General features: G+C 65.5%; 1 protein-coding gene and 1 pseudogene. One reads left to right on the top strand and one right to left on the bottom strand.

Features of this window, described 5'->3' with window-relative positions; genetic code table 11:
* Positions 1-761: oligosaccharide flippase family protein (locus tag A2I95_RS40960; RefSeq protein WP_291738020.1), on the top strand; the 761-nt coding region annotated here is incomplete at its 5' end.
* A gap of 2 nt (positions 762-763) precedes the next feature.
* Here the strand turns inward: A2I95_RS40960 and A2I95_RS40955 are convergent.
* Positions 764-1129: pseudogene (locus tag A2I95_RS40955) on the bottom strand (DUF874 domain-containing protein); the annotation flags it as partial.

Here is a 1129-nt window from a genome sequence, read left to right as displayed (position 1 = left end):
GTGCTGCAAACCGGTTCCGCTGGGAACGGGCCGCAGCTGGCGAGCTCATTCATTTCGGCAAGTGGATATTCCTGTCGACTGCCTTTTGGTTTCTGACCTCGCAAGGCGACCGGGCGATCCTGGGCAAGTTTGTCCCGCTGGAGGTGCTGGGCATCTACAACATCGGCTATTTCCTGGCGAGTTTTCCGATGCTGCTGGGCCATGCGGTGAACCAGCGGCTGATGATCCCGGTTTACCGCGGCAAGCCCGCACAGGAAGGGCCGGCGAATCTGCGGCGGCAGCGGCAGCTGCGCATGGGGCTGACGGCGGGGATCCTGACGATACTGATTGCGATGGCCTGGGCCGGCCCCTGGCTAGTGCAGTTCCTGTATGATGACCGGTACCTGCAAGCGGGGCCGATGATCGTGCTGATTGCGCTGGCGCTGGCGCCTGCAGTGATCACCATGACCTATGATCAGGCAGCCTTGGCAGCAGGCGACAGCCGCGGGTTCTTTGTGTTCTCGGCTGTGCGGGCCTGCTTGCAAACGGGCATGTTCCTGGGCGGGGTGGCCTGGTTCGGGCTGGCGGGCGGCATTGCGGCGCTGGGGCTGGCGATGCTGGCGGCCTATCCGGTGCTGGTGCAGCTGGCACGCAGGCATCATGTTTGGGATCCGCTGCATGATGCGGGCTATGGGCTGCTGACCTTTGCGGCCGGGGGTGCGGCCCTGCTCTGGCACTGGGATGCTGTAACGGCCATGGCAGCCGCGATGAGCTTTTCCTGACCTCAGGCCCCGCGCCTGAACAGTCTGGACAGCCCGCGTTGGGGCCGCCGGGCGTCCATTACCGGGATTGAGACCACTGGCATCAGGCCGGTTTCCCGCTCCATCTGCGCGGCAGTGCGCAAAACCGGGTGGCGCAGCTCTTGCAGGAAGGCCGCCAGAAGCGCCGCGATAACACTGGCCGCGGCGCCCAGCAGGGCCTTGGTCTTGCGGGCGCCGGTTACAGGAAAGTCCGGCAGCGGTGCGGGCTCGATCACTGTCAGCCGCTCGGCCTGGCGGCCGGTTTCCAGGCGAAAGCCGACTTCGGCTTCGTTAAGACGGGCAGTCATTTGCGCCAGTTCCCCCTGCGCCTGCTCCAGGCGGCGGTCATA

The sequence above is a fragment of the Leisingera sp. F5 genome, assembly GCF_001593695.1.
This window is presented reverse-complemented; position numbering and strand designations above follow the sequence as displayed.